The sequence below is a fragment of the Pseudomonas serbiensis genome (genome assembly GCF_030580745.1).
GTDB lineage: Bacteria > Pseudomonadota > Gammaproteobacteria > Pseudomonadales > Pseudomonadaceae > Aquipseudomonas > Aquipseudomonas serbiensis.
On the sequence record NZ_JAUQOO010000018.1, the window covers coordinates 71,500 to 98,434 of the forward strand.

Below are 26,935 nucleotides of genomic sequence, written 5' to 3' on the forward strand. Positions count from 1 at the left end.
CATGAGCATTCTTAATGGACCACGAGTGAACTTCTGGGGTGGCATCAGCACGGATGTGAGCGTGCCGAACAATTCAGCAACTGTGCCTCAGAACGATACAAAAGGATTCAAGCTATTTGATCCGGCGACCTCGACTATTGCCCCGGAGGCACAGTCCTACACCGATGAGCAATTGAACGAAAAGATCAATGCGCCCTCCAGTACTGCGCCAGCCAGCGGTTACACCCAGGGTGGCTGGAATCACTATGGCCAGCATCTCGTCGAACTGGATACGCAGATCAGTTCACAGGGCAATCCGGGAGCGATCAGCAAGCAAGGCGAGCTGGTGGGGCAACCCGTCTATCTGCTCGGCTCACTGGACCCGGCAACCGGCCAACGAAGCTCCTCCGGTCCGATGATGGTAGATCTGGACCCGACCTCAGTGGTGACTACCCAGATATTTGTCGGCGGTCTTCAGATCGGCAACATAGGCGATGTCCAGTTGCTGATCAACTGCGATACCGTGTGCAGCAGCCTGGATGTGAAACAACGAATACTGGGGCCTGAGACCATGGATGCTCCAGGATCCTTTGCCCTCAGCGGCACATTCCAGTTGACCTTCCCGCTGGACAGCATCGTCAGTTACAACCAGCAGAGCGAAATCCTGCAATCGATCATCAAGGCTCCCGGAGCAACCGGTATCGTCCTGCGCTTCGTCATGTTCGAGATGTGTCCGACCCTGACCACAAAACAACTGAATGCCGATTATGCAGCCAGGAAATACACACCCAATCCAAGCATTGGCAGGGTTATCGGCACATTGGCACCGGCCTTTGCCGACGAGCCTGTCATCTGCCCAGCGGGCCGGCTGCTCGTCAACCAGAACACAGGAGGTACCGGTTTTGCAGACCTGAGCGACAACGGGTTATTGAGCATCGATATGGTGAACCTCATTCCTGAGGAGACGTTCAGGTCCGACCGTACTGCCATTACCAGTCCCATCGGACCCAATGCCGATTACGGTCCTGTCAACTTCTGCGCGGGTACTACAACCCTCACGACTCTGACTCCGGACAATGAGTACCTGCAGAATTATTACCTGTACGGCGGTATCGTGGATTTGCCGCTTGATGCAGGCACAGTACAGCAGGTCAAGACCCAGCCATTGACCATCACGGCTCCAGACGAGGTCATGAACTATAGAGTTGATCCACCTGCAAAGACGTCTCTACAAATCGCCGAGTCGCCCTACAGACTCTACACCGACCAGCGAAATATCTATCTGGAAGACCATCCTGACGGCCTGACGATTCCATTGCAGGTCAGGTATCTGGGTGGGCCTGTTCCTTCCGACACCTCTATTAAAATAGCCATTGGCACAAGCCTCGATTGCCTGAACTATCCGTCATCGGTTTCCGTACCCGCCAATCAACATTCGGTCAATATCGATATCAGCCTGAAAAACGGGACCGAAGCGTTGGCGGGCTTTCCCAAGCTGACGTACACCCTTGCGGATAACAGTCCATACTTCAGCGCCTTCCGCAAATACTCCCAGACAGACTTCGGAATCCCTGAAGGCAGCATCATCACCTGGGATCAGGTGTACCCCAACGTGCTGCGCTATCACTATCTGGCGTTCCCTGCCATGTCGCGCTACGTACCGCTCAATCAGCCAGATGCGGTCATGGGCGCCAAGAATGCCATCCTTGCGCGCACCTCGGACAAGTACAAAGGCACCACTCTTTATATGCCGGTCGTGCGTTCGATGTCGCCCAGCCAGCGCGCACTGCTCAGCGCCTACCTGACAGGTACGCCATGGCAGCCGCAGCAATGAGTGCCCCACCCATGGCTATGGAGAGCTTCATGACTGTTCCCATTGAAATTCCCGCTCACCCCGTTGAGCGTCTGTGTGCCAGCACCTTCATTGCAGAAGGTTTGCTGAACCCGCGTGGGTTGTGTGTACGACCCGACGGCAGCCTGCTGCTGATCGAAGCCGGATCGGGCTTGCCCGATGCGACTTTCAGTGGCCGTATCAGCGTGCTGCGCCCGGACCCGAAAAATCCAGAGGCTTACCTGCCTGCCGAAACACTGGCGCAAGGTTTTCGCGCCATGAACATGCAGCCTCGCATGCTGCGGGACGAGATCATGGGCGTCTCGGACATCGCCTTGGGTGACGGGCGCTGCCTGGTCAGCCAGACCGACTATGTGCAGGGCTCGAAGATCCTGGATATCCAGTACTCGCCGCCCGAGCCGGTATTTCACAGCCAGGGCAACCTGAATTCCCTGTGCTATCACCCGGCTCGTCATAGCTGGCTGGCGGTCAAGCCTGATACCAACCAACTGGTGGAATTCAGTCAGGGCAATGAAGGTGAGCGCATCCTGGCTCAGTTGCCTGATCTGGCTCAAGGACAGGAAGCGGTGCCCGTTACACTGGTCTATGAGCCTGCGACCGGTGCGGTCCTGATCAGCCTGTTTTCCGGGGAACTGCGCAACGATCCTGCCAGACAGGGTATCGACTTTGTCGACCGGGCCGGCCAGGTGATACGAGTCTGGCCGGACACCAGCAAGATCGAGTTGCTGATCAGCGGGCTGCAACTGCCCACCGGCCTGGCAATACGCCCGGATGGCAGCGTTCTGGTGCTGGAACTGTGCGATCGGCTGCTACAACCCTTGCGCCCCGACTGGGCCGGCGAACCCTTGCATGGCGGTTTCGAGCGCTTCAGCGGCCGGTTATTGAGCTGCGACCTGCAAAGCCGAGAGGTTGTCGTTCTTGCAACAGAGCTGGATACCCCCTCCAACCTGTGCCTTGTGGAAAATGCCGTGATCGTCAGCGAAGGCATGGGACTCACCGGACGTCTACTTCCCGGCCGGGAAAATACAGTGGTGCCGCTGACCGGGAGGTTACGGCGAGTGGCATTGTTTTCTTGATGTACTCAATACCGTGTGGGAGGGGCCTTGGCCGCGACAGCTTTTTCAGGCGCTGAAAATGTGGTGCCTGTTGTGAAGCCGTCGCGGGCAAGCCCCCTCCAACGGGCAAAACCCGCCTATATTTGCAGCAAGTGACGCCATCCCCCTGTCCGGCATCGAATACCTATTCTGCGGCACAGCGGTCGTTCTCAAGGAACAAGGCATATGCACTTGCAACACACTCCACCTTTCCCCCTATCTCGTCTGAGCACTGCGAAACTGCTGGGCCTCAACGCCGCCCTCGCCTGCGTCAATATCGCTCACGCCCAGAGCAGTGATGAAAACACCGTCAATCTGTCGAATATCGAGGTTTCTGCCGGTACGGTCAGTGCCGCCGAGGTATCGCGGGAGGAAGTGAAGAAGGTGCCGGGTGCCACCAATGTCGTGGACCTGAATGACGTCGAGCAAGGCCGGGTAGCCAACAATGAAGATGTCTTCAAATATCAGGCCGGTATCTACGCCAAGGCGGCCAACAGCGAAGGCGCGAAAATTTCCATTCGCGGCTCGGGCATCAACCGGGCGCCGGGCGCACATGCTTCAGGGCTGTTTGAAATGCTCGATGGCCTGCCGCTTACCGGTCCAGGCGGGACGCCTTATGAACTGAAGGAACCTCTGTGGCTGAGCCATGTGGACGTGCGTCGTGGCGCCAACGGCTTCGATCAGGGCTCACTGGCCCTGGGCGGCTCGATCAATTACCTCACCCGTACCGGCTATGACGCCCCCAAACTGCAACTGCGCTATGAAGCTGGCAGCCATGGCTATACCAAGCGGCAGATCAGCTCCGGGCAGGTGCTGGGGGATCTGGATTACTACGTCAGCCTGACCGACTCGAACTATGACGGTTTTCAGGATCAAAGCGCCGGTGGCAGCAAAGGCATTGCCGCCAACGTCGGCTACCGCTTCAACCCGAATATCGAGACCCGTTTCTACTTCCGCTATCGGGAAACCGACAACGATACGCCGGGCAGGCTCACTAAAGACCAGATCCGTCACGATCCGCGGGCGGCCAACACTCTCAATGTGGCCCGCGACTCCAAACGTCTGCAGCCGGGCAGCACCTGGCTGGCCAACAAGACCACGTTCTATCTGGATGACAATTCCAGAGTGGAAGCCGGTCTGGTCTATCACGACTACCCCATGGACCTGCGCGAAGGCACCAACCGGCTCAAGGTTGCCTACACCGATATCAGCGGCACACTGAACTATATCCGTCAGGACCAACTGGCCGGTCATCAGAGCATCACCACCATCGGCCTGCGTACTACCAAGGGTTTGCCGAATAATGGCGCTTCCGAATACGTCCGTATTCCCACCGGCAACACCGCCGGTTTTGCCGTCGGCAACAAGACCCGGGATTACAGTTACCTGGGCTCCGACACGGCCCTGCACCTGAGCAACGACCTGGAACTGGTCCCCGACCTGTGGCTGACCACCGGCATCGCCGCCATCTATACCCGCCGCGAGACAGAAGTCACCTATCCCGAGGTCAACGACCCGGTCAGCACCCATGACTGGGATTACGCCGCCCGCCTCGGCCTGCGCTACGACTTCACCCCGCAATTGCAGGTGTACGGCAACCTCAGCCGTTCGGTCGAGCCGCCTCATGCCTGGTCGATGATCTGGGGCTCGAACAAGTTCTTCCCGGCCGGAAGCGGAGCCGCGACCGGCCTGCAACGTGCAGGTGTCGAGCTTGAGAACCAGACTGCCACCACTCTGGAGCTGGGCGGACGTGGTGAAAACGGCTTGGGTCGCTGGGATCTGGCCTGGTACTACTCACAGGTACGCCACGAACTGCTGAGCATCGAAACCCAGGCAGCGACCCAGACCACTTCGCAGATCATTGCGGAATCCAATGCCAGCCCGACGATTCATCAAGGGGTCGAGGCCAGCCTGGACAGCCCGCTGTGGCAAGGCGGCGCGGCAGGCAAGCTGGCATTGCGTCAAGCCTATACCTATAGCGATTTCCACTACCGCGATGATGATCGTTTCGGTGACAACCAGTTGGCTGGCATTCCCAAGCACTATTATCAGGCCGAATTGCGCTACAGCCATCCCACCGGTTTCTATATCGGGCTGAACACCGAGCATGCATCAAAGATTGCCGTGGATTACGCCAATTCATATTACGCAGACCAATACACGCTGCTGGGTGCAACGCTGGGTTATGCCTCGCCCAAGGATGACTGGCAGACCTGGCTGGACTTGCGCAACCTGACCAACAAACGTTACGCCAGCACCGTGACGCCGGGTTATGACGACCGAGGGCAGGATGTGGCCCGTTCGACACCGGGCGATGGCATGGGCGTCTATGCCGGGGTTTCGTGGAGCCTGCGCTGAGATGACTGCACCCCCATCGACTTGCCCTGTGCAAGCGATGGGGACGGGTCAGAAGTTTGCAGGCGTGTTGGCGCTGATGATCTCGGCCTCGTCCTGGCCGATGTTGCGAAAGCGATGGGGCAAGGTAGAGGGGAAATAGTAGCCATCGCCAGCGTTGAGGATATTGGTCTGGCCGTTGATGGTCAGCTCGACCGTCCCGCGCGTGACCAACCCGCACTCCTCGCCTTCGGCGTGCACGATAGGCTCGTCACCGGAACTGGCGCCCGGCGCGTATTGCTCGCGCAGAAAGCGCATCTGCCGGCTCGGCAAGGTCGCTCCGACCAGAAGCAGGCGTAACCCGTTGCGCCCCAGATCAGGCTGGTCATTGGCCCGGAACACATACTGGTCCTGCCCCGGCGGCTGATCGAAGGTGAAGAAATCCGCCAGAGTCATGGGAATACCCTCAAGCAGTTTCTTGAGGGAACTGACTGAAGGGCTTACCCGGTTCTGCTCGATCAGAGAGATCGTGGCATTGGTCACACCGCTGCGCCTGGCCAGCTCGCGCTGAGACAACTTGTAGCTTTCGCGTACCAGCTTGAGTCGTGCTCCTGTGTCCATAGCCGCCTTACATGAGAAATATTCGGTGAATTAGGCGCGGTTGATGGCAGACACCACAACCCCACAAAAGCCGCGTATTAAATCACGTTTGTCAGCGTACAGAACATGTCCTGACTCTTACTGGCTGCGGCGTTGCGCATAAACCTGACAGGCTTCGCGAAATGCCTCGAACAGACGCAACGACACCGGATTATCCAGGAACTGCCATTCAGGGTGCCACTGCACACCCAGCACGAACCCGGGCGCTGTCGGCAGGGAAACCGCTTCGACCAGACCGTCCGGCGCCAGAGCCTCGGCGCGCAGATCAGCCGCCAGTCGGTCGATGCCCTGGCTGTGCAGGCTGTTGACTTCAAAGCCTGGAGCCAGCCCAAGAGCGTCGAGTACACCACCGGGCTGCACCTGAACCCCATGCTGCGGGGCATATTGCTCTTCCAGCAGCTCACTTTTCGGCTCGCGATGGTCCATGTAACCCGGCAGTTCATGGACACGCTGATGCAGGCTGCCGCCCAAGGCCACGTTCAGTTCCTGAAAACCCCGGCAGATACAGAAAACCGGGACGCCTTGCGCAATGGCCTGCCTGAGCAATGGCAAGGTGTTGCGATCCCGAAATACATCATGCTGGGTGCCTTCGGCGCTGGGAGGCCCCTGATAGTGGCGTGGCTCGACATTGGAGGGCGAGCCGGTAAACAGCAGGCCATCCAGATGGGCCAGTAATTGCGCAGGATCGCTGGGCGTTGCCAGCGCCGGCAAGACCACAGGAATACCGGCAAATGCAGCGGCCTCGACGTATTTGTCACCCGCCGTATGGGAGGAATATTTGCCCAACTGCTGACGGCAGGCAGTAACGCCAATCATTGGAGAGTTCGACATGATTCAACCTCTTTGACGATGCACGCGCAGGGCCTGTAAAGCCACTATCGCGCAGAATGGCTACGAGTCTAAGATAGTCATTACCGCAATTGGCATGGGCATTCTGGCAATGGAAGTATGCAGCGATGCAATATGAGATCAGTCACGCCGACCTGTCACTGGTGCTGGCATTGGTGCGCGGACGCACACTGGCACGTGCCGCAGAGCTGCTGCATGTCGATATCTCCACGGTATTCCGCTCCATCAGAAGGCTCGAAGCGGCATTGGGTACGGCACTGTTCGAGAAAAACCGTCGTGGCTATATCCCCACCGACACGGCACAGGCCATGTCCGAACAGGCTGAACGCGCAGAGCTGGCCCTCAATGCTGCCCGCGTGGCCCTGCAACAAGGGGAAAACGTGGTCAGCGGCACAGTACGCCTGACCTGCACCGACGCCGTATTGCATAGCCTGTTGCTACCCGCCCTCGCCCGCTTCATGCCATCCTACCCGGCGTTGACCCTGGAACTGGCGACCTCCAACACATTCGCCAACCTCAGCCGTCGCGATGCGGACATCGCCCTGCGCCTGACCAATACCCCGCCCGAGCATCTGATAGGCCGACAACTGGGCACCGCCCACTATGTCATTTGCGGCCATGCGGATTATCGCGAGCCACTGCAAGACTCACCGGCTTGCGTGCCGTGGATCAGCCCCGACGACTCAATGCCGGACCACACCTCAGTGATCTGGCGCAGGCAGGCATTCCCTGCCGTCGTACCTCGCTATCGATGCAGCAGCATGTCAGCCGTCTCACAACTGGTGGCCGCCGGGCTTGGCGTGGCAGCCATGCCCGACTTCACCGCCCGCAGCCTGCCAGACACCGAAGTGCTGAGCCCTCCCCTGGAAGGCTGCAGCACCGACCTGTGGTTACTGACACGCCCCGACTGCAGGGCATTACGCTCGGTTCAGGTGTTGCTTGACGAGTTGACGCCGCTGCTGCGCAGCGCGATTTAAGCTTCAAGCTGTAAGCCTCAAGCCTCAAGCCTCAAGCCTCAAGCTTTTGACTTATAGCTTGTAGCTTGTAGCTTTCAGCTTACCCCTCTCCCTCCAACCGTACTTCAAACCGGCAGCCATTAGGCTCCCGGCTGGTCAGCAGTACTTGCCACTGCTGGTTGGCGCAGATGCGATGTACCAGTGAAAGCCCCAGCCCCAGTCCATCACCGCGCTGCTCATCCCCTCTGATAAAGGGTTGAAACATCTCTTGCTGCTTCTCGGCGGGAATTCCGATGCCGCTGTCTTCCACCACAAAGCTGTCCGCCCGCAGAGTCAGGCGAATGAAGCCCTGATCGGTGTAGTGCCAGGCATTGCGCAGCAGGTTGCCCATGACCGAGTGCAGGAGTGTCGCGTTATACAGCGTGTCCGAGGGTTCCTGGGGTTCATGGATCAGCTCCAGACCTTTTTGCCTGATAGGTTCTCCCCAGAGCTCGACCAGTTCATTGGCCACCATCGACAGTGTCGAACGCGGTCCCTGGCTGGGTTGATTGCTTTCGGCACGGGCCAGCAGCAGAAAGGTTTCCACCAGTTGTTGCATGGCTGCACTGGCCCTGGCAATGCGCACAACCTGTGAATGGGAGCGCTTGTCGAGGCTCGGGTTTTCCAGCAGCAGCTCACTGGAACTGATGAGGATCATCAAGGGAGTGCGCAGTTCATGGCTGACGTCACTGGTAAACAGCTTCTCGCGCCCCAACGCCGCACGTAACTGGCCCATGGTCTTGTCGAATGCCACGGCCAGGGTGCCCACTTCGTCCTTGGCATATTCCGGGGCCAATGCAGGCGCCTGCCCCATGAACTGCTCTCGCTGACGAACCTGGCGGGATAGCCGTATAACCGGCGCGATTACACGATGTGCCAACAAACGTCCCAATAGAATGGCCAGCAGCACACTCAACACAAAGCTGATGAAAACCACGACCAGCAGAATTCGCTCACGCTTGATGGAGCTATGCAGGTCGCGCAATAAAACGTATTTGCGACCACTCACCGACTCGACCATGGCGTAATAAGGACGGTTCTCCCGGGTCAGCTCATGAAAGCCTTCGTCAAGCGCCTCAAGAGACGGCGTCATCGCCAGATCACCCGCTCCGCCCTGAACGTAGAACAGCGAACGCTTATAAGGCCGATGTCGCCAGTCATCTGCGTCCTCCATCATCAATAGCCGATGAAGGTCACTGCCAAGGGTGATGATGGACAGGCGCTTCTCGACAACGTGGACTGTAGCAACAACACCGACTGCAAATACGCCAGCAATCAAGGCGCTCATCACTGCAAAAACCGTAACGATGCGTTGCTTCAGGCTGTGTTTGTTTTCCATGGACTTCCCGACAACAGGACAATGCTCGATGACCCGAAATCACTCAAGCCTTCAGGCGTGAGTGATTATCGGGGAGCAAATGTCATGATTTCGTCAAGAAATAGTGCTGACCACGCGCAATGCGAGCCCTTCATAGGCATCGAGGGTAATGGTGAATTCGCCCTGTTGTGTCAGATCCCCTTCCACGCGCTCATTGATGATATCCACCACCGGTCCCGGCGCGATATCCGGCAGGTGCAGGGTTTCGACAATGGTCTGTGCGCTGAAGTTGAGGGCCGTGATCTGCGTGCCTTTGCCGGCGGGCAACTCATGGACCATGACCAGCAGGCCGGGGTGCTCCACATCGGGAATCAATATCTGGCGACTGGCGGCAATATCATAGGCACGGCGTACCGCGAGTATCTTCTTGAGTTGCGAAGCAAACGAGTCCGGCTGCTGCAACTGGCTGATCAGGCTGCCGTACAAGGTTTTGGGACGGGGCATGTTGCCCGCGGAAAACTCAGCTTCGGGGTCGAGGTCCGCCAGATCGTAGGCCCCACGGTGAATCCAGCGGGTGTCGCCATCCTGCATCAGGTGCTGAACCTGCTCGGCGGGCAGCGGTAATGCACCGACCAGGTCCCACCCGGACAAGGCAAAAACCCCGGGCTGCATCGCGTTGTACATCACCAGCAACAAGTGAATGTGCTGGATCTGCTTGATGTCTGCCTCCTTGATCGTGTCGAGGTCACGAATCCCCAAGGCTGCAGTGATGATACTGGCCGTGGTGCAGGACACGCCGTTGGTGACGAACTTGAGGTTGTAGGGCGCATGCTCGCCCGCCAGATGCTCATACATCTCTTCGCGGATATGCTCGCGCAGGATGTTTCCGGGAAAGGTCTGGCCTTGGTAGTGATAGGTGTCATGGGCATGCAAGGTCCAGAAATGCACCAGTTCCAGGGTCAGTTCATCATGATTCTGCAGGGCATGGATCAATGAAGCGGGGTCGATCCCGAACACATGCACCTGACGCAACATCAGGCGCAGGAACTCGGTGCTGCCAGTCAACAGCGCATGCTGGTAGGCAGGCCGGGTAATGAAGTCATAGGACAGGTCGGCACCGCCATGGGACATGGCCGCTATATCGTCCAGAGTCAGGTTCAGCTCCTGAAAACTGAAACCGCCCGCCTTGCGGATTGCGCCGCCCAGCAACTGGTTGCCGGTAATCGACAGCGGATGGCTTTCCGACCAGGCCGTGCCTTCAGCCTTGCGCTCCACGCCCAGAAAACCGTTGGCATCCAGACGCAGGATTCTTGCGCCCATGACGTCAATGGCATGCAACGCATCGCCAATGATCATCTGTTGCGCGGCAAAGCTTGGGTCCAGCCAGTTGAGCGATGGCTGGCCCTCCTTGAAGTAATGCAGGTAAACCCAGCGCCGGGCCTTGCCATCCACGCCGTGAACCACGGCCGTGGCACTCCAGTCGGTTTCCTTGACACCCGGCTCGAAGAAAATGACCCGCTGCAATTGCCCGACGATGTAATGCTTGTCCCGAAGCTGATCGACCACCTCGGGCATCAGGTTGACCGCATCACGCCCAGCGGGCACGTCAGGCAACAGTTGCCAGTCTTCCTCACGGATCTCGACCATATGGTAGAGGCCGGGATAATCCTCATAAGCCATTTCCGCCAGCCGAAAATCCGCGCCCTTGCCGGTGTGTGACGGAATCACGTCATCAATGATGACGGCGTTGTGCGCGGCAGCGATGCGGCTGAGGTTCAGCAACTGGGCTTCGGTGCCCAGTTGCGAGTCGATGCCGAAACTGATCCGGTCAAAATTGCCGTCGATGCTGGGCGTAAGATTGCGGCCTTGCAGGCCACCGGAAAGTTTGAGCGGGCCGTTATGAATGCCCTGAATGCCGATTTCGGACAAGGAATGCCAAAGCGCTTCATCCCCCAATGCCTCCAGAACCGAGCCGCCTTCGCGGGTAATGATGGAAGCCGGATAGGCCGTGAACCAGACAGAGGCTATCGCCGAAGCATCCCTGGGACGAGCGTGGGCGAAAGGTCGCTGCCATAACCTGCCCTGCCCGCCATAGGATTTGGCACGCTGCCTTGCGGCATTGAGCATTGATTGTTCAACCAGCCAGTCCAGATACTGCTTGTCCGGTGTCGTCATAAGGTTCAGTCATCCACGTCCATTAGGGTGGCTCAAGACAGACCGCAAGCGCCCCGCCCCGAATTCATTACCTATGGGTATGAGCGCCAGCGATGGAAAACGTTGCATCCGGTTTTATGTGAGCAATCGCTTGGTCGGGATGATCGATGGCTTCTTCAATGTCTGCAGCACGGCATTGGCCGCATTGGACAATAGCGATGTGGGCCGTGCGACGACGCTGATATGACGCATGATCGTCAAGGGTAGCGGAACGGGCACAAGATTGCTGAAACGGCCGGCCAGCAAGGCGCTGGGCAGTATCGAAATGCAATGCCCCTTGGCAATCAGGTCCAGCAATGTTTCCAGGCAACTGAGCTCCCCGCGATGGCTGAGGCGCAACTGGGCCGAGGCAAGATGATTGTGCAGACGCTCAAGGCCTGGATGACGCCAGGCAACATAGCGCACGGTTTGCGATAGTTCAGTGAAGCTGTGTACGGAAGGATGCCCGTTCCTGGCGCACACCAGCACGTAATAGTCGGACCAGTGATGATGCTCGATATAGTGCTCGCTCTGCACGGTGCTGGGCAGGATCAGGATATCGGCCAGTTCTTTTCTCAAGGGGTCCAGAGAGGGGTTTTGTTCGTTGCTGTGCACAACGCTCAAATGGATATCCGGGTAAATCCGGGCCAGAAAATCCAGCGACGTATCCAGGCTTGTTTCGAGAATGTGTGTGAAATAGTGGATTGTTACAGTACCGCTGGCCCTATTTTTTTTAGTTGTTCAAGCGTCGCCATGATACTGCCGAGGGTCTGGGTGATGACTTTTCCTTCCGGGGTCAGGGTGCAGCCTGTGCGGCTGCGGATGAACAGGCGCTTTTCGAAAAAATCCTCAACCTCCTTGATGGCGTAGCTGATATTGGACTGACTACAGCCCAGGATGGCCGCAGCCTCCGAGAAAGAACCATGCATTGCAACGGCTTGAACGACTTTGAAGAAGTGGGTTTTCATATTTCCTGCACTCTGGACGTGGCGATAGTGGGCGCGGGCCTGCAATTGAGCAGGTTGGTGAAGGGAATACAAGAAGCCCCGCAAACGCAATCCCGCAGCCTGCCGCAGGGCAACACAGAGGGATGTGTCAGACGGGGTAAAGCGACCGCTGCATTTTTCGAGAAAGGTGCGTTACGCACAAGCGCGTAACGAAATCAGTGATATTCCCTGCGCGGCTCAACGGCTGTGAGGCAGAGGGAATATCGGCACCGATGCTTCTGAAAAAACAGGAAAAAACGCAATGACAGGATGGCCCAGGGTTTGTACGAAAACTCGGCGAGCGACGCTCAGGCAAGGCGAAAACAGGCGAGGAAGCGGAGTTTACGTGTTGTAAATGAGCATTCCGAGCCTGTTTTCAACGCAGCATGAGCGACGCGCAGCCAGTTTACGTGCGAAGCCTAGTCGTTTTCGGTCCAGTCGAAGTCTAGTTGCAGAGCGGTGCGTTCCGCCAGTTCGCGGCTGTGCAAACGTTCGACAAGGTGCAGGCTCATGTCGATACCGGCGGAAATGCCCGCCGAGGTCACGAAGGAACCTTCATCGACCCAGCGCAGAGTGCTCAGTACATCGATGGAGGGGAACATTTCCTTGAGGTCGGCGATGTCTTCCCAGTGAGTGGTGACTTGCTTACCCGCCAGCTTGCCGGTCTTGGCCAGCAAGAAAGCGCCGGTGCAGACGGCAGCAACCACACGGCCGGGCACGGACTGATCACTGATCCAGTGGATGACATCCGGTTTTTCCAGTTCGGCGTTTACAACGCCACCCGGTACAATCAGGCAATCCATGGCCGGATGATCGTGGATCGAATAGTCCGGGTCGACCTTCAGGCCGGCCCTGGCGCGTACCGAAGCGGTGCTTCGGCCAATGGTGAATACATTGAACAATGGCCGTTCGTCGCGGCTTTTGCGTGCATGCATGCGCGTTGCAGTGGTGAACACTTCATAGGGCCCTGCGAAGTCCAGGACTTCGACATCGTCATAGACGTAGATACCGATATTGAGTGACATGAAGGGGCTCCAGAGTACTTGGTGACAGCCGTCAGATTACCCAGTAGCATCACACCGAACTACTGTCGGTAATGCCAATATCCGGTAACATCGCGCCATGAAAAATCATCTCGTCGTTGCCCTCATCTACAACCAGCTCTGCACCTTTGAATTCGGTTGTACGGTGGAAGTCTTTGCACTGAAAAGGCCCGAGCTGGGCGTGAACTGGTATGAGTTCGCCACTTTTCCGGTAGATGACGGCCCGATCACAGCGGCGGGCGGCATTACCATCGTTCCAACGCCCGGTGACGTGCTGCTGGAAAACGCCGATACCATCATCGTCCCCGGCTGGCGCGGGGTGGAATCAGCCATTCCTCAACGGCTTATCGAACAACTTCAGGCAGCCCATGCACGCGGGGCACGCATCTGCTCTATCTGCACAGGCGCCTTTGTGCTGGCAGCGGCCGGCCTGCTCGATGGGCACAAGGTAACCACTCACTGGCGTTACACCGATCTGCTGGCAACCATGTATCCGGGCCTGACCATCCAGCCCAATGAGTTGTATGTCGATCAAGGCAATATCGTGACTGCTGCCGGTTCTGCAGCAGGCCTGGACATGATGCTGCATCTGGTGCGTAACGATCACGGCTCGCGTGTTGCCAATATGGTGGCGCAGCGCATGGTAATTCCGCCCCATCGCGAAGGCGGACAGTCGCAATACGCTTCCCGGCAACTGGTCGCGGCCGCCGATGGGCCGATCTCCAACCTGATGGACTGGATCCGCAGCGACTTGCAGCGCCCGCACACCATCAAGGAAATGGCTTCCCGCGCCGCAGTCAGTACCCGCACTCTGCACCGCAGTTTCATGGAAAGCACCGGCCTGACGCCTTATGACTGGCTGCTCGGTGAGAGAATCGCCTACGCCAAGGAATTACTGGAGTCTTCGCGCATCCGCCTCAACGAAGTAGTGGACCGGGCAGGCTTTGGTTCGGAAGAGTCTTTCCGTCGGCACTTCCGCAATCTGGTGGGCATCAGCCCCAGCAGTTACCGCAAGCAGTTTGCCAGGGCTTGATACTGGCCGGTTCTAGCCGTAGATGGCCTCGACCAGCCCATCGGCAAATACACCCCATGCCCCGGCCACGGCGGTATTGGTCAAGGCAACCATGCTGATCCCGGCCTGAGGGTCGACCCAGTAATGGCAACCATATAAACCACACCACGACCAGGTACCCGCGCCCTGGGGATGCCGAGCCAGTTCAGGATCAGCAAGAACCACCGGACCAAGCCCGAACTTCCAGCCTGCTCCCCTGCCCGCCAGCCCGATATCACCAATGGCATTGCCCAACAGGCTGGCGGTACTGGCAGCGCTCAATACCGGTGAACCGCCCAGCCTCAGGCACTCCAGCAGACGCAGATAGTCATCAGCCGAGCCCAGCATGCCCGCGCCCCCTGAAGCATAAGCCTCAAGCTCATAAGCCCGACTCGACGACAGCCAGGCATGCCCGCTGTCGAGCACCAGCACATCATGGCGGCCCACCCGCTCCGGGCCACAAACTCCGTCCTTGTAGGCGCTGGACAGCGGTTGATCGCCATCGGGACTGAAACCTGTCGCACTCATGCCCAAGGGCTCCGTCACCCAGCGAGCAACCGCTTGGGGCAACGCAAGGCCGGTAGCCTGCTCGATAACCGCACCCACCACATCCGTAGCCAACGAATAACCCCAGCCAGTCCCCGGCTCGAACAACAGAGGCACACTGGCCAGACGTTGCAGGTTTTGCTGCAGGCCCATGGCGACAAGATCCAGCCCGTCCGACACTCCGGCCAAGGCATAGGCATTCCCCGGGGGTTGCTCAAAGCCATAGCTCAAGCCCGAGGTGTGGGACAGCAAGTGCCGTAAGGTGATAAACGGCTCGCGACCATCCGCCAGTTGCGGGCGAAAGTCCTTGAGCCAGGCTGTCACCGGAGCCTCCAGTGACAATACCCCCAGCTCACAGAGACGCAAGGCCGTGACCGAAGTCAGCAACTTGGTCAGCGAAGCCAGGCGGAACCGGGTATCGCGCCGGGCCGCTATGCGGCTCTCACGATCCGCCCAGCCACGAGCGGATGTGTAGCGAATCTCGCCTTCCTGAGCCACCAGCAGCACACCGCCGACAATCGAGCCCTGATCCACAAACCCATGCCAGACCTCGGCCAGACGCTCGATAACCCGCGCATCGATAGACGCCATGAGCTACTGCCCTCTGACTGCATGGCTGAATATCTGCGCATAGACCTGCGCCGAGTGGCGGATCGGATTGGTGTGCGAGCAGCCATCGGCAAATGCCATGCGCCCCACCAGCTCTGCATCACGTTCATCGATGCCAATTGCACCCAGCGTGTGAGGAATACCGATCTGCTCGCGCAGTTGCAGCACCCACTCCATGACCCCCGTGAAACCCGGCACAGGCAAACGCAGGTAAACCGCCAGGTCATCCATCTGCGTGGTCAGGGCTGACTCGTTGGCTTGCAGCACATAGGGCAACAAAATGGCATTCAACAAACCATGGTGAAGGTCATACAAGGCACCCAGACTCTGGGCGATGGCATGCACGCCACCCAGCCCGCGCTGAAAGGCGGCGGCGCCCAGGCTTGAAGCCACCAGCATTTGCTGGCGAGCCTCAAGATCGTGACCGTCCGCCACGACTCTGGGCAAGTGGACCTTGATCAGTTGCATACCCTTGACTGCCACCGCCTCGGCCATCGGGTGATAAACCGGCGAACAATAGGCTTCCATGCAGTGAGTCAGGGCATCGGCACCGGTGGCTGCGGTCAGGTGCGTGGGCAAATCCAGCGTCAGGTTGGCATCCAGAATGGCAATGCGCGGCATCATGCGGATATGCAGGATGGTGCGCTTGACCCGCGCTTCTTCATCGGTAATCACCGAGGCTCGCCCGACTTCAGAGCCCGTGCCCGCCGTGGTGGGCAAGGCAATGACAGGGGCAATCCCCAGTGGATCGGCCCGCAAATGGTTCTGGCCGATATCCTCGAAATCCCAGAGCGGGCGGCTCTGGCCCGACATCAGCGCCACGGCCTTGGCCGCATCCAGCGCCGAGCCGCCGCCAAAGGCAATGACACCGTCATGACCACCGGTTTTATAAGCCTCCAGCCCATTGGCGACATTATCGCCAGTGGGATTACCCTTGACCTGATCGAACAGGCCGCAGTGACCCAGCGCTTTGCGGCAATCGGCCAAGGCGCTGTGAATCATGTCGGTACTGCCCAGAAACGTGTCGGTAATCAACAACGGACGTTTGATCCCTGTGACGCGACAAGCCTCGGCCAACTCGCTGACACGCCCTGCCCCCACTCGAATCGAAGTGGGATAGTTCCAGTCGTTAGTGTGCATGTGTCTATTCCTTTATTGAGGCGAACGTTGTTTCAGCCAATAAAACCGGCAGGCAATAAACCCATCAGCAGTCGCAGACCGAAAATGATCATGAACAGCCCGGTAATGATGTCGATGGCCTTCTTCATACGCTGATAACGCGCTTGAACAGCCGGAATGGAAAACAGCGTCGCCAACAGGACAAACCAGGAAATAGCCAGAATCGCGATGATCGAAACTCCGGCGGTACGCACCCACATCGGCATACCTGGCGTGGTGACCGTAGTGAATACACTGGTGTAGAAAGCCAGCGCCTTGGGGTTGGTCATATTGGTCAGCAACCCGAAGCGATAGGCGCGGCCCAGGCTGCCGATCCCCAAGGCCTGGATATCACGCGGCCTGGGCTGGCTGCCCGCGCTGCGCAGGCTTTTGCTGCCCAGCCAGGTCAGGTAAGTGCCGCCGAGCAATTGCAGGGCCGGTTGCAACCAGGGCAATTGTTGAAAGATAAGCCCAAGACTGGTGGCCGCCAGCAATGCCCAGATAATACTTCCCGAAGCCACACCCAACCCGGCGCAAATACCTTGTTGTCGCGACTGACTAAAGGAAAGTTGGGTAATAACCAGAAAGTTGGGGCCAGGGCTGATAATCAAAACAATGAAAGCACCGGCGAGCGCGGTCAACAAAGTGATCTCGTACATGGAGATTTATCCTGTTCAATTCAATAAGTAATGTTGCTGATTACGGATGAGTTACGGTTGAAGCCTTTATGCCCAGGACACCCACACAGGACTCAACGGCCAATCGCGCCTCAATGAGTGCGCGGCAGGTCGGGTCCGGCGTGGGAACGTAATGGTTGTAGAAGGTGCAGCCCTCGACGGCAGGCCCCAAGACCCAGAGCCGTTCCTGTACCGAACCATCGGCGCTCAGCGCACGACCGACACTGTCTGTCTCGATGCCATCGGCGGGATATGCATGGGCGGCGCGGACCAGCCCCTGACGCTGCAAGTCCCCCATAAGCCCCCGATCGTTGCGCGACAGACCGCTATGGGGGACACGAGCATTGATCACCCTGTCGAACTCGATACCTGCGCAACCCGCATCGTCCATTGGCGGCAATACCGTGACCACACCGGCGTCCATCAAGGCCAGCAGGTCTTCGTAACGCTCTTTTTGCGGCCCGCCGACCAGACGGTTTGAAAGCCCGGCCCAGGTGCCATAGAACTCATGAGTCGAACGCTCCGTCAGCCCGTTGCGATCCACCAGCATTCGCAACAGGTCGCGGTAGTCGCGCCAGACCTCCAGCGCCTGCTTCACCGGGCTCTGCGCAGTACCTCGGCGACTGAGCGCAAGATCATGCTCGACCCACTCGCGATACCACTGGTTGTAATCACTGCTCTGCCCCGTCCAGCGGCGGGTTGGCAACCATTGAGCCGGCTCGAACTCACCCCACTCTCCGGCCAGGCGAGCAAACAGCATTTCCCGAACATCGGCTTCCTTCGCGGCCCGCAATCCTTGTTGAACAGACAACAGTTGTTCAGGTGCTTCAAGCCGAACCCTGGCCTGATAGAACACCGCACGCATTTCGTCTTCGATCAGCGGCAGGATGTCCCGCTCGAAATCCAGTTGCCCGGTCGCGCTCTGCTGCCGCAAAGCCTCGATGGCAGGGGCAGTGAAAAACAACCTGGGCAATGGAGCCCCGCTGGCCGGGCTCCATTGCGGCCGGGCATGGAACGCCAGTCCCGAACGGGAAAACAGATAGATCTGCGGCTCGCGCCCGGATGGCAGGTAACGCCATCCTGCAACACCATCGTCGCGCTCATAGCGCCCGCCTCGCCCCTGAGTCAGCGCAGCAACGGTGTCCATGGCGGTCAGTCCAAGGCCTTCGATGGCGACCCGCTCGCCAATTACCTGTTCTGCCCGTGCCTCAGGCACATGCCCGCTGGTGAGAAACACCGCTTCGGTGGTGAACTGTCGACCATTGGCGGCCCTCAAGCGAAAGCCAGGCGCATCCGGCAATGGCTGGCAAGCGATCACCTCTTGCGGGTAATGACACACCTGAACATTGGCAGGACATTGCTCCAGCAGAAACCGGTAACAGTCCTGTAGATAGCGGCCCAGCAACTTGCGCGGCACGAAATCGCCAAACCCGACGGAGCGACCCTGCTCGTTATCACAGGTATGACCACGCTCATCCAGACGCACACCGTGGGCTGTACACCATTGCAGGAATGTCATGCCCGCCGGCTCACAAGCGGGAAAGGCACTGGAAAACGCCGAAAGCTGCCCGGCCATGGTGTTGAGCATCAGGTAGTCCGGTTGCTCGGCCAGGTGCAGGCCGCTGCCGGGCGCTTGCGGGTCTGACACCTCGATCACCCAGCATTGGCTCTGGTCCTGACGCGCCATGCCGATCAACTGCTCCAGAATGCTCAACCCTCTGGAGCCCATACCGATAATGGCGACCTTGCGTGCTTCAGGTTCGGCAACAGGTATGGATTCATCAAGGAAACGTTCGATGGAAAGAGTCTGCATAGCCATCACCACCGATTCGATTCAAAAAAGAATCGGGGCACGGACAGCGCCGTGCAGTCTGTGATTGCCTGCTGATAAACCCGCTGCCCCACGGCCAGATCCAGTACGCCGAGCCCGAAAGGCGAAAAGATTGTCGCCCTGTCCGGCTTCAGCTCGATCTGGCCCAGCATCAGTTGCGCCAGGGTGCCGGTGATGAACGAGCGATCCTGATACTGCTGCACCGCAAGGTCTGGCGAAGTCTGGGCCTTGAGACAATGCTCCACGTCATCGAGGATATTGTTGGAGCGGGCAATGACCTTTGGCCCAAGATCACGCAACGAAATATTGAGGATGACCTGCTCGGGACGGAACGGGTAATCGTCCACGTACGGGCTCGGTGCCGTTGTCGCAAACACCACCACATCGGCCTGCAGACTGCTTTCCAGGTCCGCAGGGTGGCTGGTCAGTTGATGGCGGGTCGAAGCATGCTCGATCAGGGCCAGGGCCGATTCGACGTGCTTGTCGAACACACTGACTTCATCCATCACCCAGCCATCGCTGACGAACATGTCCAGAATCGTGCGGGCAATGAACCCCGCGCCGATAAAGGCGATTCGACGGACATTGCGTTGCTGGCGGTTCAACCAGCGCGCCCCCAGCACTGCCGAGGCCGCAGTCCGCATGGCGCTGATGCGCGAAGCCTCCAGGCACGCGAAGGCATAGCCGGTCAGCGGGTCGTTGAGGATCAGGACCGCCGAGGCACGCTGCAAACCCGAGTCGATATTGCCGGGAAAGCTGGAAATCCACTTGATGCCACTCACAGGCTGTTCACCTGAAAGGCTGGCCGGCAACGCGATGATGCGATTGGCCGGGGCCTGGGGAAAGCGCAGGAAGTAACTGTCAGGATTGATGGAGCGCCCCGCTTCATGCTCCAGATACGCACGCTGCACATCATCGATGCAGGCTTGCGGGTCGGCAGACAGAATCCGAGCCACTGCTTCGCCATCCACCACATGAAACGGCGTCTGGCGCAGGCGCTCAGCCGCCAGATAAGTGGTCCACTCGGGCACGACCGGCATGTCCGCCAGAGTCATGTTCAGCACTTCGCTGCCAAAACGCTGTTCGACCCATTGATCGTCGTAGATCGTGTCCAGATAGCGCTCGCCCCAGTCCGGCGATAACGCCACCACCACTGAGCCGGGTTCGATGCGCTCGCGCCAGGCATGCACGGCAGCCACCACCGTGGCGGTTGAACCACCAACCAGCAAGCCTTTGCTGCGCGCCAACACTCGGCACATGGCTACGGTGCGTGATTCCGGCACCATTTCCAGAGCATGGATACCTTCGGCATTGAAGATCGGCGGGCGCTGGCTGGTACCCAGCCCGGGAATGAAACGCCGACTGGCCGGTGTGTTGAAAGTCACTGAGCCAACGCTGTCTACGGCAATGATCTTTGTCGTCGGGTGATGACGCTGGAAATACTGCACGCAGCCCATCAGGGTGCCCGTGGTGCCAGCGCCCACGAACAGGTAATCCACATGCCCGAAATGTCGGCCGATCGAGCGTGCCGTCGTACGCGCATGGGCGCGGGGGTTGGCCGAGTTTTCATACTGGTTGAGCCAGACATAGCGCGAGTCGCTGCTGACCTTGTCGCGGATCAGGGCGATGCGCGTCCCCAGAAAACCGCCATTGGCGTCCGGCGTATCGACCTGGATCACCTCGGCGCCATAAGTACGCATCATGCGGATGTTGTGATTGGAGCTGTTGGGGTCGACCACACAGGTAAACCTGATGGAGCGCTCGGCGCAGATCATCGCCAGGGCAACCCCGAGGTTGCCGGATGAAGACTCGATCAGAATGGTGTCCGGACCAATCAGGCCACGGGCTTGCAGGTCATCCACCAGGCCGACGGCAGTCTTGAGCTTGATGGAGCCGGCCGGGTTGAGCGATTCCATTTTCAGGAAAAATTCATGCCCCAGCCCCGCTACCTTGAGAAAGGTCTGGTCGTGAACGATATCGCAGATATTGTCGTACATGAGGGTCACTTCACTGTGTCAGGAGCGGAGCATCGGCCGGGGTATTGAGGGTTTGCCCAAGGGCATTGGCGATGCGCTCGGCCCGCAATGCCATCAAGGAAAACGACTGGCTGTCGCTGATGCCGTGGGTCCGCTCGGAAAGGCCGTTGACCCAGACGCTCACGTCGCACTCGCCCTGAGTGGCGACGTTGTAATCCCTGTCGATGATCAGGCCGCCATCCAGGTCAGCCTTGAGCCACGGTTGCAGGTTGCTCAACAAGGGTGGAACCAGATACTGCTGGTAGCCCGTGCCAAGCACGACCACATCCACTTCCAGAATTTCGGTGCGATGGCTGAAGGTATCGGTCAACGCCACGCGATAACCCTGGTCGATCTGCTCGATGTGGGAAACGACCCGGTAGCCATAGGTCTTCAGCCGTTTGCGACCTGCGATGGAGTCTTCGTAGATCATCGAGAACAGCTTCTGGCTCTCGTCCGGATCGATGCCGGCGTAGTTGGTCGAACGGCTCCAGTCGAGGAATCGATGGCGCGCGGCATGGTTCAGGCTATGGAAGTAATCGACATGATCCGGCGCGAAAACCCGGTTGGGGAACTGGCCCAGTTGGGTCAGCTTGAAACCTGCGGAGCGATGGACCGAATGCACCTCAATGCCGCTGTCACGCCCGACCAGTTCCAGCACCGACTCACTGGCGCTCTGCCCGGAGCCCAGTACCAGCCAGCGCTTGGGCAGCTTGTCGCCAAAAGCCTTTAGGCGCGTCAGGAATTGCGAGGTGTGGAACAGGGTTGGGCCGAGCAGCGTCTGGAACTCGACCGGAATCCTTGGCTCGCTGCCGCTGGAGAGCACGATATTGCGCGTGTTGAAACTGGCATCCGGGGTCTTGACCTGAACTTCGCACAAGCGACCGTCACGGATCACCGGCAGGATTTCAGTGACTGGCGCATTGAAACGGGTGTGACTGTCGACTTGCCGGGAAACCCAGGCGACATAGTCCGACCACTCATGACGACTGGCAGGACGCCCCAGCAGCCCGAAGTCAAACATGCGCCCCTGGCTTTTCAGGTACATGGCGAACGAAAAGCGGCTGCGGGGATTGCGCGGCGTTACCAGGTCACGGAAGACATGGTGATTGATATCGGTCCCGGCCAGCAGAAGTTCGCGATGCCATTGAGTATCCTGCGCGGCCTCAAGATAACGAACTGTCAGGTGAGACAGCGGATCATCAACTTCCCGTGCATCTTCGAACACACAGGAAAGTGCAATACCCGCAGGCCCGAAACCAATACAGACCGCATCGGTATTAAACGTGTGTGGTGCTAAGTTACCCATTAAATAACCATCCTTAGAACTGGAGTAAATGGCAGTAAGCAGATAGACGTGTTGCGTTATTCGGTAACGGGAGCGAGCCCTCTCTCGCCCAGTTTCCAGACACTGTTGAACGCCCCCCTGCACTCGCCCTGATCAAAGCTGACGATGCCCAGCGGGGTGTTGAAAGTTGTGTTGCTCAATGCCGACAGCAGCTCGGCCTTGCGCCAGTTGCTGTTGGCCAATACCGCCAGCACGTAAAACATCAACAGGCTTTCGCGGTAATAGGTTTCAGGCATTGCGCCGTATAACCGTTGATGAAGAGCCGTTGCATGACATGAAGAGGCTCCCGACTCTTCGTCCATGCCGGCTACACCGAAACCGATGACATAGGTGTCACGATCATTGGCAAGGGCATTGCCCAGATAAGGCGATGCGGCATCGTCGGTCAGTACCAGAGGTCGCGTGCTGCCGGACCGACGTCGTGCAAGCCAGTGCTCGCGGCTGGCCTGCAAGCGCCCGGCGAACACTTCCACCTGCGCCTGCCCCGGCTCGCTGACCTGATGCAAGCCCGCCTGTTTCGCCGCCTCGGCGATGGCCCTGGCCAATGCCTGGCCGTGGGCGCTGCCGTCAGCGCCAATATGCAGCACATTCCATTGGCGAGTTTTCAGCCAGGCCAGCAGATCGTTGGCCAACTGTCGATCCGACGGGCAAAAGCGAAAGACGTTGTCGTGCTCAAGCGTCAGGCAGTCAATGGTCGCGGCAGGTGTCAGCAAGGCGATGCCCGCCTGCCGATAGAGTGCCGCAGCGCTCACTGCCGCATCGGAAGAGAAATGCCCGACGACCAGATCGACCTCCCGATCGATCATCTGCCGCGCTACTTCCGCACCACGCGCTGCATTGGCGCCATCATCGAGAAAGCGCCATTCCACCTGGCCCAGCCCGGCAATGAAGTTTCGCGCCACAGCCAGGGCCCGCAGAAAGGTTCGGGCATGAGGCGTGTCACTGGGGTCGAACAAGGCACTGACGCCAACCCGCAGAACGCGGGACTTCTGCAAATGCATCATGGCTGCACACCCGGGTCGCCAGAGCCAGCCTGAATGCGTGCCGGTGACAGAGCCGACCATTCGCCGCTCAGTTCCTGCCCCGCCAGATGGCTGCGCAACTGGTCGAACGCAATCTGTGCAATTCCGGGCGCAAGCTTGAAACCAAGCCCGGACATGCCGGTGGCCATGAAAACGGGGCTGTGCTCATCGCAAAATCCAACCAGCGGCCTGCCATCGGCACTGTAGCTGTCAAAACCCGGCAGCACGTCCAGCACGCTGATCAGGCCGCTGGATGCAGACAGCTGCTGCACACGCTGGCTGGCATCCAGGGCATGCCGCTCGTCAGGGCGGGCCAGAGTCTCCGGCCAGGCACCGCTGTCTCGCAAGCCGCAGCCGGTCTGAACGATATTGCGGGTCAGGGGAATCCCGTAAGTCTGGGTGACGGCATCGATAACCGGCATGAACCAGGTGCTTTCAGTCATCACCCTTGCCAGGGGGATAGAACGGGTTTCAAGCCCGAAATCCGTTCCTGGCAGCAGATGCTGGCTCCAGGCACCGGCGGCAACGACCACTGCCCGGCAACGCAAGGTGGCACTGCCCAGTTCGATGCGAACATCATGACTGGAGCGACAATCGATGGACTTGACCTCACTGTGCTCAAGCAACAGCCCGTACTGGCGGACCACATTGCTCAACAGGGCCACGGCCTGACGCACATTGCCCACGCTGGCCCTAGGCTCGAACAGATTGACCCGTGCGTCCTTGTGGCAGTGCGGATAATGCACGCCATCGAGTTCGTGGGTGCCGACCAGATGCATCGGGTAACGCACTTTGGCGTGTTGCCTGATTGCGCTCCAGATGTCCTCCAGTTGATCCGGTGCGGCACGATAAATCATGCCGGTGCGGCGCAATGCACTGGAGTAAGTGGTGGCGAAAACGCCCTCATCCATCAAGCCAATGGAATACGCTGCCAGTTCCATCAACAACGGGTCGGTGTCGTATAAACGCACCAGCCCGCCGGAATAACCGCTGGCCCCAAGGGCGCCTGCTGCGCCCTTGTCGATCAGCGCCACGGAAATACCCGTACTGCTCAGTTTCGCGGCAATGCTGGCGCCCACGATGCCAGCGCCAATCACCGCAATTTCATAATCGATGAACATCGAGATGTTCCTGCTCAGATAGAGTATTCAGCGGCCGAACCGGACATGACTGTGGCGTTTACCCGTGTCTCGGGCAGCCCGAATGCCGTGACGATGCGCGCTGACATCTCCGGGATCAGCGATTTGCCGATCACTGCCAGGAACGCCGCCAGGTGAATCACCGTGCGCCCTTCGGCAAGGCGCGTAGCAGTAATGGCGATCACATCCAGCAGTACCTGAGCCATACCCTTCATCGAGAAGTGTTCGGGGTCCGAAGCCTTGATCCATTGCAGACGCAGCGCTTCCAGCAAACCGGCATCCTGGCCGCAGACTCCACTCCACCAGCAGTCATCGCAGCGTTGCCCGGCCTCCAGCAAGGCCGGGAAAAATTCGTTGAATACCCTCTGCCGCCATTGCAGAAAGTGCTCCAGGCGGAAATCGCCTTCGCTTTCTTCAGGGGCGATGCTGGCCAGATACAGGCGTGCGCTGTCCGCACAGGCCTCACGGGCAAGATCACCGACCCAGATGGCATGGTTGCGGCTGGTGGACAGGTTCAGGCCATCAAGCTTGAGAAACTGGTTAGGCATGAAGCGCTGGTTGACCTTGATGTCATCGAGGGCCGACAACTGCGCCGGGTAAACGATGGCGTGGCTGAATACACAGTCAAACCCCAGGAAATGCACCAGCGTTCCCTGCCCCGACTGCCAGTACTGACGGAACAGTTCGGGACGCCCGGCCTGATCGGCATGCTCGCGAAAAGCCGCCATGTAACCGGCCAGCCCCATGAACCAGGTATGCACCCGACAGGCCCCATCGGCTTCAAGATCCAGCCCGCCATCCTCAGGGCGCGTAACGCCCCAGTCATGCAGGTTTTCAACGGTGTCGCGCAGCCAGTTATCCAGCGGTTTTCGCCATTTGCGGGCAAACAGCCTGTCGCGCAAGACCGGCTTGAACGCCGCCAGCTTCATGAAGGCACGGTGGGTGGATTTCCACTGCGACGGCTGCTTGCACAGCTTGCAGTGCAGATCCGTCATCAGCTCGGCATCAGGCGCCTGTGCGCAGTTCTCGCACTGACTGGCATCGGACTCGGCCCCGCAATAGTTGCAATTGCCTCTGGCAAAGGCCTCATAGCCCCATACCCGACAGTCCGGGCAATACGGTTCCTCGGCATCGCGAAACTCGATAAAGCCGGACTTGCGGACCTTGCCGAAGACTTCGCAAACCGCCTGCTCGAACCAAGGGTTCTGGTAAGGACGCATCCAGTTGTCAGGCTTGATGTTGATAGCGGCCAGCGACGCTTCAATGCGGTCCGAATTGCGATTGGCCAGTTCGACCGGGTCGACTCCCAGCTCCATGCCCTTGCGCAGCATGTAGGACTGATAATCGTCAGAGTAGGAAACCAGTACGCAGTCATGCCCGCGCTGGCGCTGGACACGGGTGAAAACATCAGCCGCCAGGAACGGTCCGGCGATATGACCGATGTGCAGATCACCGTTGGGCGTGGGCGGAGTAATGGTCACGATGAACTTAGTCATTGAGACACCCCGTCGTTTCATTGTGCTGCTCGACAAAGGCATTCACGTAGTTCATGTCCCACCAGACCACGTAGAAATGAAAGTCCTCATCGGAATCATTGATGACGTAGTGATTGGTGTGTTTGGGGATCGCCGCAATATCGCCCACGGCAAACTCCATTTCCCGCTCACCCACGACCAGCCTGGAACGCCCCTTGATAGCGATGAAGATTTCCTGATCGATCTGGGTATGAGCCTCACTGCTGGTGCCGGGGCGCACAACGCACCAGCCACCGGCAAACGGCATCGGATAACCATCCCATGGCAGCAGACGGCTGCCATCGAGCCCGTACTCATGAACCAGGGCGTCGAAGTTGGTTTTACGGTGAATATCGAACTTTTCCATGCTCAAACCCGTGCGTTGTAGATGGGTAAAGCATGAATTTGGTGAAAAATGTTGGCTATCGGATTACTGGATAAGTCAGGCGGGTAGAATCGATTTTTTGGATGGCTATATATAAGGCTTCACCCTGCGCTGAAGCACATTTGCCTTAGTAAGATTTCTTACAGCAGTGCAGGCATTTGATTCAAAGTATTTCATTTCAAATGAAAAACACCGTTATGACAGGCGTTACAAGGCATTGGCGCGCAAGGGGCGAACAATGATAATCACTATCATTGTTGCTGATAATTGAATGTATCAAAGCGGTGTTACCGTTGCAGGCGATGAACGAACATGTGGAAAGCCTGCGAAACCGCAT

Annotated in this window: 22 protein-coding genes; 5 read left to right on the forward strand and 17 right to left on the reverse strand. The window is 58.6% G+C overall.

What is annotated here, in order from left to right; all coding sequences use genetic code 11:
• Nucleotide 1 precedes the first annotated feature (1 nt).
• The 3 genes from Q6A51_RS20860 (at nucleotide 2) to Q6A51_RS20870 (ending at nucleotide 5,283) form a co-directional block, all read left to right on the forward strand.
• Entirely contained in the window at nucleotides 2–1,813 is a 1,812-nt protein-coding gene (locus Q6A51_RS20860; protein WP_304575635.1) for a hypothetical protein, read from the forward strand.
• 29 nt (nucleotides 1,814–1,842) lie between these two features.
• Nucleotides 1,843–2,907 carry a hypothetical protein gene (locus tag Q6A51_RS20865; RefSeq protein ID WP_304575636.1) on the forward strand — a complete coding sequence of 355 codons (1,065 nt, stop codon included), beginning with the start codon at nucleotides 1,843–1,845 and terminating at the stop codon, nucleotides 2,905–2,907.
• 204 nt (nucleotides 2,908–3,111) lie between these two features.
• Nucleotides 3,112–5,283: a TonB-dependent receptor family protein gene (locus Q6A51_RS20870; RefSeq protein ID WP_304575637.1), complete on the forward strand. Its 2,172-nt coding sequence runs from the start codon at nucleotides 3,112–3,114 to the stop codon at nucleotides 5,281–5,283.
• A 48-nt stretch (nucleotides 5,284–5,331) separates the two neighbouring features.
• Here the strand turns inward: Q6A51_RS20870 and Q6A51_RS20875 are convergent, their stop codons facing one another.
• Both Q6A51_RS20875 and Q6A51_RS20880 read right to left on the reverse strand, forming a co-directional pair.
• Entirely contained in the window at nucleotides 5,332–5,880 is a 549-nt protein-coding gene (locus Q6A51_RS20875; RefSeq protein WP_201000722.1) for a cupin domain-containing protein, read from the reverse strand.
• Between the two features lie 117 nt (nucleotides 5,881–5,997).
• Nucleotides 5,998–6,750, reverse strand: coding sequence for a gamma-glutamyl-gamma-aminobutyrate hydrolase family protein (locus tag Q6A51_RS20880; protein WP_304575638.1), 753 nt, complete (start codon nucleotides 6,748–6,750; stop codon nucleotides 5,998–6,000).
• Nucleotides 6,751–6,875: 125 nt separating this feature from the next.
• Between Q6A51_RS20880 and Q6A51_RS20885 the strand changes: the two genes are divergently transcribed.
• Entirely contained in the window at nucleotides 6,876–7,745 is an 870-nt protein-coding gene (locus Q6A51_RS20885; protein WP_304575639.1) for a LysR family transcriptional regulator, read from the forward strand.
• Between the two features lie 79 nt (nucleotides 7,746–7,824).
• Here Q6A51_RS20885 and Q6A51_RS20890 read toward each other — a convergent pair whose 3' ends face one another.
• The 5 genes from Q6A51_RS20890 to Q6A51_RS20910 all read right to left on the reverse strand — a co-directional run bounded on the left by Q6A51_RS20890 (nucleotide 7,825) and on the right by Q6A51_RS20910 (nucleotide 13,285).
• Nucleotides 7,825–9,102, reverse strand: coding sequence for a sensor histidine kinase (locus Q6A51_RS20890; RefSeq protein ID WP_304575640.1), 1,278 nt, complete (start codon nucleotides 9,100–9,102; stop codon nucleotides 7,825–7,827).
• 93 nt (nucleotides 9,103–9,195) lie between these two features.
• Nucleotides 9,196–11,256: a maltose alpha-D-glucosyltransferase gene (gene treS / locus Q6A51_RS20895; RefSeq protein WP_304575641.1), complete on the reverse strand. Its 2,061-nt coding sequence runs from the start codon at nucleotides 11,254–11,256 to the stop codon at nucleotides 9,196–9,198.
• A gap of 114 nt (nucleotides 11,257–11,370) precedes the next feature.
• Nucleotides 11,371–11,946, reverse strand: coding sequence for a LysR substrate-binding domain-containing protein (locus Q6A51_RS20900; protein WP_236250141.1), 576 nt, complete (start codon nucleotides 11,944–11,946; stop codon nucleotides 11,371–11,373).
• A 35-nt stretch (nucleotides 11,947–11,981) separates the two neighbouring features.
• Nucleotides 11,982–12,242 carry a LysR family transcriptional regulator gene (locus tag Q6A51_RS20905; RefSeq protein WP_201017170.1) on the reverse strand — a complete coding sequence of 87 codons (261 nt, stop codon included), beginning with the start codon at nucleotides 12,240–12,242 and terminating at the stop codon, nucleotides 11,982–11,984.
• Between the two features lie 437 nt (nucleotides 12,243–12,679).
• Nucleotides 12,680–13,285 (reverse strand): DJ-1/PfpI family protein, encoded by a 606-nt coding sequence (locus tag Q6A51_RS20910; RefSeq protein WP_025260303.1) that lies wholly within the window; start codon nucleotides 13,283–13,285, stop codon nucleotides 12,680–12,682.
• A 97-nt stretch (nucleotides 13,286–13,382) separates the two neighbouring features.
• Between Q6A51_RS20910 and ftrA the strand changes: the two genes are divergently transcribed.
• On the forward strand, nucleotides 13,383–14,336 hold the full coding sequence (gene ftrA, locus Q6A51_RS20915) for a transcriptional regulator FtrA (protein WP_025260304.1): 954 nt from the start codon (nucleotides 13,383–13,385) through the stop codon (nucleotides 14,334–14,336).
• A gap of 12 nt (nucleotides 14,337–14,348) precedes the next feature.
• Here ftrA and Q6A51_RS20920 read toward each other — a convergent pair whose 3' ends face one another.
• The 10 genes from Q6A51_RS20920 to Q6A51_RS20965 are packed head-to-tail and all read right to left on the reverse strand — an operon-like array spanning nucleotide 14,349 to nucleotide 26,580.
• A complete protein-coding gene (locus Q6A51_RS20920; protein WP_322791249.1) occupies nucleotides 14,349–15,491 on the reverse strand; it encodes a serine hydrolase domain-containing protein in 1,143 nt (380 codons plus the stop codon).
• A 3-nt stretch (nucleotides 15,492–15,494) separates the two neighbouring features.
• Nucleotides 15,495–16,649, reverse strand: coding sequence for an iron-containing alcohol dehydrogenase (locus Q6A51_RS20925; RefSeq protein WP_304575642.1), 1,155 nt, complete (start codon nucleotides 16,647–16,649; stop codon nucleotides 15,495–15,497).
• A gap of 32 nt (nucleotides 16,650–16,681) precedes the next feature.
• Nucleotides 16,682–17,326, reverse strand: a complete 645-nt coding sequence (locus Q6A51_RS20930; protein ID WP_304575643.1) for a LysE family transporter — start codon at nucleotides 17,324–17,326, stop codon at nucleotides 16,682–16,684.
• Between the two features lie 40 nt (nucleotides 17,327–17,366).
• On the reverse strand, nucleotides 17,367–19,157 hold the full coding sequence (locus Q6A51_RS20935) for an FAD/NAD(P)-binding protein (RefSeq protein ID WP_405046168.1): 1,791 nt from the start codon (nucleotides 19,155–19,157) through the stop codon (nucleotides 17,367–17,369).
• Nucleotides 19,158–19,162: 5 nt separating this feature from the next.
• Nucleotides 19,163–21,172 carry a 2,3-diaminopropionate biosynthesis protein SbnB gene (gene sbnB / locus Q6A51_RS20940; protein WP_304575644.1) on the reverse strand — a complete coding sequence of 670 codons (2,010 nt, stop codon included), beginning with the start codon at nucleotides 21,170–21,172 and terminating at the stop codon, nucleotides 19,163–19,165.
• Between the two features lie 10 nt (nucleotides 21,173–21,182).
• Nucleotides 21,183–22,499: a SidA/IucD/PvdA family monooxygenase gene (locus Q6A51_RS20945; protein WP_304575645.1), complete on the reverse strand. Its 1,317-nt coding sequence runs from the start codon at nucleotides 22,497–22,499 to the stop codon at nucleotides 21,183–21,185.
• Nucleotides 22,500–22,555: 56 nt separating this feature from the next.
• A complete protein-coding gene (locus Q6A51_RS20950; RefSeq protein WP_236250134.1) occupies nucleotides 22,556–23,542 on the reverse strand; it encodes an ABC transporter substrate-binding protein in 987 nt (328 codons plus the stop codon).
• Entirely contained in the window at nucleotides 23,539–24,681 is a 1,143-nt protein-coding gene (locus Q6A51_RS20955) for an NAD(P)/FAD-dependent oxidoreductase (protein ID WP_304575646.1), read from the reverse strand. Before Q6A51_RS20955 ends, Q6A51_RS20950 begins: the two co-directional genes overlap by 4 nt.
• A gap of 14 nt (nucleotides 24,682–24,695) precedes the next feature.
• Nucleotides 24,696–26,195 (reverse strand): methionine--tRNA ligase, encoded by a 1,500-nt coding sequence (locus Q6A51_RS20960; protein ID WP_201017179.1) that lies wholly within the window; start codon nucleotides 26,193–26,195, stop codon nucleotides 24,696–24,698.
• On the reverse strand, nucleotides 26,188–26,580 hold the full coding sequence (locus Q6A51_RS20965) for a cupin domain-containing protein (RefSeq protein WP_201000750.1): 393 nt from the start codon (nucleotides 26,578–26,580) through the stop codon (nucleotides 26,188–26,190). The genes Q6A51_RS20960 and Q6A51_RS20965 overlap by 8 nt, the downstream gene beginning before the upstream one ends.
• Nucleotides 26,581–26,935 lie beyond the last annotated feature (355 nt).

What these genes read in the sequence shown, in the direction of transcription:
- Q6A51_RS20930 (WP_304575643.1), bottom strand. Translation starts at nt 17,326, where the DNA reads ATGTACGAGATCACTTTGTTGACCGCGCTCGCCGGTGCTTTCATTGTT.
- Q6A51_RS20960 (WP_201017179.1), bottom strand. Translation starts at nt 26,195, where the DNA reads ATGACTAAGTTCATCGTGACCATTACTCCGCCCACGCCCAACGGTGAT.
- Q6A51_RS20950 (WP_236250134.1), bottom strand. Translation starts at nt 23,542, where the DNA reads ATGATGCATTTGCAGAAGTCCCGCGTTCTGCGGGTTGGCGTCAGTGCC.
- sbnB (WP_304575644.1), bottom strand. Translation starts at nt 21,172, where the DNA reads ATGTACGACAATATCTGCGATATCGTTCACGACCAGACCTTTCTCAAG.
- Q6A51_RS20880 (WP_304575638.1), bottom strand. Translation starts at nt 6,750, where the DNA reads ATGTCGAACTCTCCAATGATTGGCGTTACTGCCTGCCGTCAGCAGTTG.
- Q6A51_RS20905 (WP_201017170.1), bottom strand. Translation starts at nt 12,242, where the DNA reads ATGAAAACCCACTTCTTCAAAGTCGTTCAAGCCGTTGCAATGCATGGT.
- Q6A51_RS20860 (WP_304575635.1), top strand. Translation starts at nt 2, where the DNA reads ATGAGCATTCTTAATGGACCACGAGTGAACTTCTGGGGTGGCATCAGC.
- Q6A51_RS20890 (WP_304575640.1), bottom strand. Translation starts at nt 9,102, where the DNA reads ATGGAAAACAAACACAGCCTGAAGCAACGCATCGTTACGGTTTTTGCA.
- Q6A51_RS20925 (WP_304575642.1), bottom strand. Translation starts at nt 16,649, where the DNA reads ATGCACACTAACGACTGGAACTATCCCACTTCGATTCGAGTGGGGGCA.
- Q6A51_RS20920 (WP_322791249.1), bottom strand. Translation starts at nt 15,491, where the DNA reads ATGGCGTCTATCGATGCGCGGGTTATCGAGCGTCTGGCCGAGGTCTGG.
- Q6A51_RS20870 (WP_304575637.1), top strand. Translation starts at nt 3,112, where the DNA reads ATGCACTTGCAACACACTCCACCTTTCCCCCTATCTCGTCTGAGCACT.
- Q6A51_RS20885 (WP_304575639.1), top strand. Translation starts at nt 6,876, where the DNA reads ATGCAATATGAGATCAGTCACGCCGACCTGTCACTGGTGCTGGCATTG.
- Q6A51_RS20945 (WP_304575645.1), bottom strand. Translation starts at nt 22,499, where the DNA reads ATGGGTAACTTAGCACCACACACGTTTAATACCGATGCGGTCTGTATT.
- Q6A51_RS20955 (WP_304575646.1), bottom strand. Translation starts at nt 24,681, where the DNA reads ATGTTCATCGATTATGAAATTGCGGTGATTGGCGCTGGCATCGTGGGC.
- ftrA (WP_025260304.1), top strand. Translation starts at nt 13,383, where the DNA reads ATGAAAAATCATCTCGTCGTTGCCCTCATCTACAACCAGCTCTGCACC.
- treS (WP_304575641.1), bottom strand. Translation starts at nt 11,256, where the DNA reads ATGACGACACCGGACAAGCAGTATCTGGACTGGCTGGTTGAACAATCA.
- Q6A51_RS20965 (WP_201000750.1), bottom strand. Translation starts at nt 26,580, where the DNA reads ATGGAAAAGTTCGATATTCACCGTAAAACCAACTTCGACGCCCTGGTT.
- Q6A51_RS20935 (WP_405046168.1), bottom strand. Translation starts at nt 19,157, where the DNA reads ATGCAGACTCTTTCCATCGAACGTTTCCTTGATGAATCCATACCTGTT.
- Q6A51_RS20910 (WP_025260303.1), bottom strand. Translation starts at nt 13,285, where the DNA reads ATGTCACTCAATATCGGTATCTACGTCTATGACGATGTCGAAGTCCTG.
- Q6A51_RS20875 (WP_201000722.1), bottom strand. Translation starts at nt 5,880, where the DNA reads ATGGACACAGGAGCACGACTCAAGCTGGTACGCGAAAGCTACAAGTTG.
- Q6A51_RS20865 (WP_304575636.1), top strand. Translation starts at nt 1,843, where the DNA reads ATGACTGTTCCCATTGAAATTCCCGCTCACCCCGTTGAGCGTCTGTGT.